Genomic DNA, 7796 nt, shown 5'->3' on the forward strand with positions numbered 1-7796 from the left:
TCCTTGAGCGTGCAGCTCAGCTCGACATGACCAAATTTGTCTTCGTCACCGGCGGCGTGGTGTCTTCCCTGGGCAAGGGAATCGCTTCTGCCTCACTCGCCGCCATCCTTGAATCGCGTGGCCTCAAAGTCACCCTGATCAAACTGGATCCGTATCTGAATGTCGACCCTGGCACCATGTCACCGTTCCAGCATGGTGAGGTTTTTGTCACCAATGACGGTGCTGAAACCGACCTTGACTTGGGCCACTATGAGCGTTTCATCGAAACGCGCATGAAAAAAGCCAACAATTTCACGACTGGCCAAATTTACAAAAGCGTGCTGGAAAAAGAGCGCCGCGGCGACTACCTGGGTAAAACCGTTCAGGTGATTCCGCACGTGACTAACGAAATTCAGGATTTCATCAAGCGCGGTGCCGACTTCGGCACACCGGATGCGGTGGACGTGGCCATTGTGGAAATCGGCGGCACGGTGGGAGACATCGAATCGCTGCCGTTTCTGGAAGCCGTGCGCCAGTTGAGCCTGCGCCTGGGGCCTAATCAGACGGCCTTTGTGCACCTGACTTATGTGCCGTGGATTGCCGCCGCCGGTGAGCTCAAAACAAAACCGACACAACACACGGTGCAAAAACTGCGCGAGATCGGTATCCAGCCCGACGCCCTGCTGTGCCGCGCTGACCGCTATATTCCCGATGATGAGCGTGAAAAAATTTCGCTCTTTACCAACGTCGCAGAGTGGGGTGTGATCTCCATGCCCGACGTAGACACTATTTATAAAGTGCCGCGCGTGCTACACGAGCAAGGGCTGGACGGCCTGATCTGCGACAAGCTGCGTCTGAACACGCCACCCGCCAACCTCAAGCGCTGGGACGATCTGGTGTTCGAGACAGAGAATCCGAAGGGCGAGGTCACTATCGCCATGGTGGGCAAATACGTTGAATTGAGCGACAGCTACAAATCGCTCAACGAGGCGCTGCGTCATGCAGGCATGAAAAACCATGTGCGGGCAAAAATCAGCTATATCGACTCCGAAACCCTTACACCTGACAACGTGGCACAGCTGGCCAAGTTTGATGCGATTCTGGTGCCGGGCGGCTTTGGCGTGCGCGGCGTCGAAGGAAAAATTTGCGCGGCACGTTTTGCCCGTGAAAACAAGATTGCTTACCTGGGCATTTGCCTGGGTATGCAGGTGGCCACCATCGAATTCGCCCGCCACGTGGCCGGCTTGAAAGATGCCAACAGCACCGAGTTCGCGCCCGACTGTTCCAACCCTGTTATTGCCCTGATCACCGAGTGGAAAGACGCGGATGGCAGCATCAAAACGCGTACCGAAGACTCTGACCTGGGCGGCACCATGCGCCTGGGCGCGCAAAGCTCCGACGTGGTCAAGGGCACACTGGCGCAAAAAATTTATGGCGATGTGGTCACCGAGCGGCACCGCCACCGGTTTGAAGCGAATGTGAATTACCTTGACGCGCTGCGCCAAGCCGGGCTGGTGATTTCGGCGCTGACCCAGCGTGAACACCTGACTGAAATTGTGGAACTGCCACAAGAGGTTCACCCTTGGTTTATGGGGGTGCAGTTCCACCCCGAGTTCAAGTCCACGCCATGGGCCGGTCACCCCCTGTTCAACGCGTTCATTCGCGCCGCATTGGACCAGCAGGTCGCAACCACACCTGAGAAAGCGTTGGCCTGATGAAACTCTGTGGTTTTGAGATTGGGCTGCAGCAGCCATTTTTTCTGATTGCCGGGCCTTGTGTGATTGAGTCTGAACAACTCCAGATGGACACCGCTGGCACCTTGAAAGAGATCACCACCAGCCTGGGCATCCCATTTATTTTCAAGAGCAGCTTTGACAAAGCCAACCGCTCCAGCGGCAGCACCTTCCGTGGCCCAGGTATCGACAAGGGCCTGGAAATTCTGGCCAAGGTCAAGCGTGAGTTGGGCTTACCGGTGCTCACCGACATCCATTCGCAAGCACAGATTGCTCAGGTGTCGTCGGTGGTTGATGTGTTGCAAACGCCAGCGTTTTTGTGCCGCCAAACGGATTTCATTCGCGCCGTGGCCCAAAGTGGCAAGCCGGTGAACATCAAAAAAGGGCAGTTTTTGGCCCCAGGTGACATGAAAAATGTCATTGAAAAAGCCCGTGCTGCAGCACGTGAGGTCGGCCTGCCTGAAGACAACTTCATGGCCTGCGAGCGTGGCGTGAGTTTTGGCTACAACAACCTAGTCAGTGACATGCGCTCCCTTGCCATCATGCGCGACACCGGTGCACCGGTGGTGTTTGATGCGACGCATTCGGTCCAACTGCCTGGCGGCCAAGGCACCACCAGTGGCGGTCAACGCGAGATGGTTCCAGTGCTGGCGCGCGCTGCTGTCGCCGTCGGCGTGGCGGGCTTGTTCATGGAAACCCACCCAAATCCGGCGCAAGCCATGAGTGATGGGCCTAACGCTGTTCCGCTCAGACACATGAAAGCCCTGCTGGAAACCCTTTTGGAATTGGACCAAGTCACCAAGAAACATGGTTTTCTTGAAAATGATTTCGCTGCGTAATTAAATTGGTGATGTTCACCAGGCGCATTTTCCTCGTTTTTAACTACTGAAAGAAGCCAATGAGTGCAATCGTAGATATCGTAGGCCGTGAAATTTTGGACTCCCGTGGCAACCCCACGGTCGAATGCGACGTGTTGCTGGAAAGCGGCACCATGGGGCGTGCTGCTGTCCCGTCGGGTGCTTCCACTGGTAGCCGAGAAGCCATTGAACTGCGCGATGGCGACAAAAGCCGTTACTTGGGCAAAGGGGTTTTAAAAGCCGTTGAGCACATCAACACCGAGATCTCGGAAGCCGTGCTCGGTTTGGACGCGTCGGAACAAGCCTTCCTGGACAAGACCCTGATTGATCTGGACGGTACCGAGAACAAATCCCGCCTGGGCGCTAACGCCATGCTGGCAGTCTCTATGGCGGTAGCCCGTGCTGCAGCAGAAGAATCTGGCCTGCCGCTGTACCGCTACTTTGGCGGCATGGGTGGCATGCAGATGCCGGTGCCAATGATGAACGTGATCAACGGTGGCGAGCATGCCAACAACAACTTGGATCTGCAGGAGTTCATGATCATCCCGGTGGGCGCACCATCTTTCCGTGAAGCCTTGCGGTATGGCGCGGAAGTGTTCCATGCGCTCAAAAAGATCCTGCATGACAAGGGCATCAGCACCGCCGTGGGTGACGAAGGTGGCTTTGCCCCCAAGGTGGAAGGTGGCCATGAAGCCGCGATCCAGCTGATTTTGCAAGCAATCGACAAGGCTGGTTTTGTAGCGGGTGAACACATCGCCTTAGGTCTGGACTGTGCTGCCAGCGAGTTTTACAAAGACGGCAAGTACCATCTCGAAGGTGAAGGCTTGGTCTTAAGCGCCGAGGAGTGGACCGACATGCTGGCCACCTGGGTCGATAAATACCCGATCATCAGCATTGAAGACGGCATGGCAGAAGGCGACTGGGACGGCTGGAAAGTCTTAACCGACCGATTGGGTAAAAACGTGCAGATCGTCGGCGACGACCTGTTTGTGACCAACACCAAGATCTTCAAGGAAGGCATCGACAAAGGCATTGCCAATTCCATCCTGATCAAGATCAACCAGATCGGTACGCTGACCGAAACCTTTGCCGCCATTGAGATGGCCAAACGCGCCGGGTACACCGCCGTGATCAGCCACCGCTCAGGTGAGACCGAAGACTCAACCATTGCCGACATCGCTGTGGGCATGAATGCAGGACAGATCAAAACCGGTTCACTGAGCCGCTCAGACCGCATGGCCAAGTACAACCAGCTGCTGCGTATCGAAGAAGACTTGGGTGATGTCGCCAGCTATCCTGGCCGTGACGCCTTTTACAACCTGCGCTAAGTCGGCCTGTGGGCAGGCGTCTTGTTCCAGCCATTCTCATCACGCTGCTCGTGGTCTTGCACGCGCAGCTGTGGTATGGGCGCGGTAGCCTGCCCAGCATTGCACTGCTGCGCTCGGATCTTGCTGAGCAAAAGCAGAGAAATGATCAAGCAGTACAAGCCAATGACCAGCTTGAAGCTGAAGTTCGCGACCTGAAAGAGGGTCTGGAGATGGTTGAGGAACACGCCCGAATGGCGTTGGGCATGGTGAAAACGAACGAGATTTACGTCCAAATTTCTCGCTGAGCCATCGGCTGCGGAGTCCACTTAAGGGACTGCGCTCTTCCAGGTTTCTGGACACTTGACCCACCCGCTACCCATGCAGCGCTCTACAATGGGGACGTCTGTCGTGTTTGCTGGGCTGTATATTTCTTGAACCAATGCTCATCGAGCCAGGGCTTGGAACATCGTGTTGTCAGCGTGATCATCTCGCGTTAGATGAACCCAAGATAGCACTGACCTCGCCCACCTGAACCCCGGTTCAGGATGCCGGTCCGGTGACGCGGCAGACACCCCTCCCACCCTGTCATGCCATTTGAGCCCTCCCTGATTTTGTCGTTGTGCCTTCTTGGCTTGGCCACCGGCTTCTTGGCGGGTTTGTTGGGCATTGGCGGCGGCATGATCATGGTGCCGTTCATCACTGCGATTTTGTCCAATCGCGGCGTGGGTGCTGAGTTGTCTATAAAGATGGCAATTGCCACCTCCATGGCCACCATTATTTTCACCTCCATCTCCAGCGTGAGGGCGCATCAAAAGCGCGGTGCGATTCGCTGGGATCTGGTCAAAAGTTTGGCGCCCGGCATCGTCTTGGGCGCTGCCATCGCCAGCGTGGGTGTTTTTTCCATTCTCAAAGGCTCTGCGTTGGCGCTTGTTTTTGCCTCGTTTGTGAGTTTCTCCGCCACCCAGATGTTTTTCGACAAAAAACCAACGCCCAGCCGTTCTGCGCCTGGCACGGTTGGCCTGATGGGCGCCGGTTCCGTGATCGGATTTTTGTCAGGGCTGGTCGGTGCGGGCGGTGGCTTTATCAGCGTTCCGTTCATGACTTGGTGCAACGTCGCTATACACAACGCCGTAGCGACCTCTGCCGCTCTCGGCTTCCCCATCGCGCTGGCCAACGCGGTTGGCTACGTCATAGGCGGGAGAGGCTTGGTAGACTTGCCGCCCTATTCGGTGGGCTACATCTGGTTGCCAGCGCTCGCGGTGATCGCAAGTTGCAGCGTTTTGACAGCGCCACTGGGCGCAGCCGCAGCGCACAGGTTACCGGTCAAGAAACTCAAGCGGGTGTTTGCCAGCATTCTTTACCTATTGGCAGCATACATGTTGTACCGGGGCTTGGCTAGCTTGTGAACTTTATTGTGAGCAGTCCCGTATGAACGGGCCAACACATTTTTTCGGTTATCGGCATAGAGGGCAGTCATTGTGACTGCGCCCCTGCCACACGCCACCCGGCAAGCGCGGGCGGTTCGAGAGTTTGAGTCTTGGCTCGGTATCCAACGAGAAACCAGTCCTCGTCTTGTGCAATTCCAACGCCGTGTCCCACCATGCAAGAGGCGGGCCCCACAGGCTTCGTCGCTGATGGGATCGCGTCCGGCTGCACCGTGCGCTACGCCCACCCGCTCAGGTCGCCCGGCATCTGACGCATGGCCTTTGACATCCCCTGATCCTTGATCACTCACTCTGGTTCGGTCCTTCGCACCAACCGCGCCTCCCATTCGGGTTTCGGGTTCGCACTCCAGGTTGCCCAGTCGCTCTTTCAAGCATGAGGCGAAATCTCCCCAGATAAAAACACGCTCCTTCATTGCACAACCGCCGGATTTACGCCATTTCGCCTTCATCACGTGAGTTTTGCGGTCAAATGCCTGCTCGCCCTGCTTGGCAACGCCTTCTATCTGATTCTTGGCTATCGGCTCACAATTTGTGTTCTAGGCTTCCTTCCCACAACCAGTCGCCGTCGTGCAGTTGCGCATGCGCTTCACTCGTTGTGATCAACTTACGACGGGACTTGCACCCGTAGGGGGCGCCCATGCTGTAAGCCCACAAAAAAAGCCTAAGCAATTCAATTGCTTAGGCTTTATCCTGGCGGAAACGGAGGCCGCTATTTTAGCGTTTCAGGTAGTCTCATATAGCGTCATAAGCCATTGATTTACAACGATAAACCAATGATGTGATGCAACATGAGATTACCTATTGTCTCATTCAATCTTATCGTTTATGATGGGAACATTGATAGGACAACAGGAAACGAAAATGCCAAAAAAAGCCAAAGAAGTCTCCGCCATAGAAATTAGCCGCCTGAATGCGCCCGGCATGGTGGCCGTGGGTGGCGTGGCCGGGCTGTATCTGCACATCAATAAATCTGGCGCGAAGTCATGGATACTGCGAAGCAAGATCGGCAGCAAGCGCCGCGATATGGGTCTAGGCGGGTTTCCTGATGTAACCCTGGCAGGGGCAAAAGAAAAGGCCCGCAGAGCGCGTGATTCAATCGAGCTTGGCATTGACCCTATCACCGAGCGCAAACAAGCCAAGAGCGCCCTATCTGCCAAGCAAGCCACTGAAAAGACGTTCCGGCAGGCGGCGCTTGAATATATCGACACCCACCGCGACACCTGGGCCAATGTCAAGCACGCTGCACAATGGACAGCAACGCTTGAGACATACGCATTCCCTTTCATGGGTGATTTGCTGGTGTGTGACGTGGGGCAGGCGCATGTACTTGCCGCACTTGAACCAATCTGGAAAACCAAAACCGAGACTGCAACGAGGGTTCGCGGGCGCATAGAGAAAATTCTGGACTATGCCACCGTCCGCAAGTACCGAACCGGCGAAAACCCTGCCCGCTGGAAAGGCCACCTTGAGCAACTGCTACCGGCACCCGGCAAGATCACCAAGGTCGAGCACCACCGAGCATTGCCCGTTGATGCGATGGGCGCGTTTATGGCAGACCTGCGCCAGCGCGAAGGCACGGCTGCAAGGGCGCTTGAGTTTGCGATTCTGTGCGCTTCACGCTCAGGTGAAGTCAGGGGCGCGAAGTGGTCAGAGTTTGATCTGGACGCGGCAATCTGGGTCATTCCCGCAGTGCGCATGAAAGCCAAAGTACAACATCGCGTCCCATTAAGCGCACCGCTGATTCAAATCCTGAACGAGCGTTCAAAAGACGCAAAACCAGATGACCTATTGTTTCCCGCGCCGCGTGGTGGCGTGCTTTCAGATATGACACTGACCGCGTTAACCCGGCGCATGGGCATTGATGCCGTCCCACACGGCTTTAGATCGACGTTTCGCGATTGGGCTGCAGAGCGTACCAACTTCCCGCGAGAGCTGGCAGAGCAGGCGCTGGCGCACAAATTAGAAGACAAGGTCGAGGCCGCTTACCTACGCTCAGACCAACTAGAGAAACGCCGGGCGCTGATGCAGTCCTGGGCAGATCACTGCGACCGCATCACCACGGATGCCAAGGTGATTCCGTTTCAAGGGGTTGCAGCATGATTACCATCGGTGCAGCACAGCTAGCAGAGCGCGACCTATGGGATCAAAAGCTAATGCAGGGCGACTGCGACCTGGAGGCCGCCCTAATGATGGTTTTGCACATTGGAGCGCCAGCATCACCCTACCTAATCGCACGGCTTGAGCAAGCGTTTATGAGCTACCGCGACGGCTTGTTTGATGATCTGGCTACTCCCTTTGGGTGTGCAATTAATCAGCGCGAAAAGCAGCGCGAAAAGCATGAAACGCACCGCTCAAACGTGAAATTTCATGTTCAATCATTCAGTGAGCAAGGCTATCCGCTCCTGAATCCAAATAACTACCCTGAAACTGAATCAGCTTTCACAAAAACCGCTGATCTATTGAAAACCGTTACCG

General features: G+C 55.7%; 7 protein-coding genes. All 7 read left to right on the plus strand.

The annotated features are described in order from the left end of the window. Window positions 1-26: 26 nt before the first annotated feature. Window positions 27-1694 (plus strand): CTP synthase, encoded by a 1668-nt coding sequence (locus BLL52_RS16190; RefSeq protein WP_075587672.1) that lies wholly within the window; start codon window positions 27-29, stop codon window positions 1692-1694. Beyond that, on the plus strand, window positions 1694-2551 hold the full coding sequence (kdsA, locus tag BLL52_RS16195; protein ID WP_075587673.1) for a 3-deoxy-8-phosphooctulonate synthase: 858 nt from the start codon (window positions 1694-1696) through the stop codon (window positions 2549-2551). Before BLL52_RS16190 ends, kdsA begins: the two co-directional genes overlap by 1 nt. A gap of 59 nt (window positions 2552-2610) precedes the next feature. Further along, complete coding sequence (gene eno / locus BLL52_RS16200) at window positions 2611-3897, plus strand: phosphopyruvate hydratase (RefSeq protein WP_075587674.1); 1287 nt, start codon at window positions 2611-2613, stop codon at window positions 3895-3897. A gap of 50 nt (window positions 3898-3947) precedes the next feature. Beyond that, complete coding sequence (locus BLL52_RS16205) at window positions 3948-4181, plus strand: septum formation initiator family protein (RefSeq protein WP_338065746.1); 234 nt, start codon at window positions 3948-3950, stop codon at window positions 4179-4181. A gap of 282 nt (window positions 4182-4463) precedes the next feature. Further along, window positions 4464-5282, plus strand: coding sequence for a sulfite exporter TauE/SafE family protein (locus BLL52_RS16210; RefSeq protein WP_075587676.1), 819 nt, complete (start codon window positions 4464-4466; stop codon window positions 5280-5282). Between the two features lie 900 nt (window positions 5283-6182). Next, window positions 6183-7421, plus strand: a complete 1239-nt coding sequence (locus BLL52_RS16215; protein WP_075587677.1) for a tyrosine-type recombinase/integrase — start codon at window positions 6183-6185, stop codon at window positions 7419-7421. Then, the coding region (locus BLL52_RS16220) for a hypothetical protein (RefSeq protein ID WP_139313428.1) at window positions 7418-7796 on the plus strand (379 nt) is incomplete at its 3' end. The genes BLL52_RS16215 and BLL52_RS16220, both read left to right, overlap by 4 nt.

It is taken from the genome of Rhodoferax antarcticus ANT.BR, assembly GCF_001938565.1.
GTDB classification, from domain to species: domain Bacteria; phylum Pseudomonadota; class Gammaproteobacteria; order Burkholderiales; family Burkholderiaceae_C; genus Rhodoferax; species Rhodoferax antarcticus.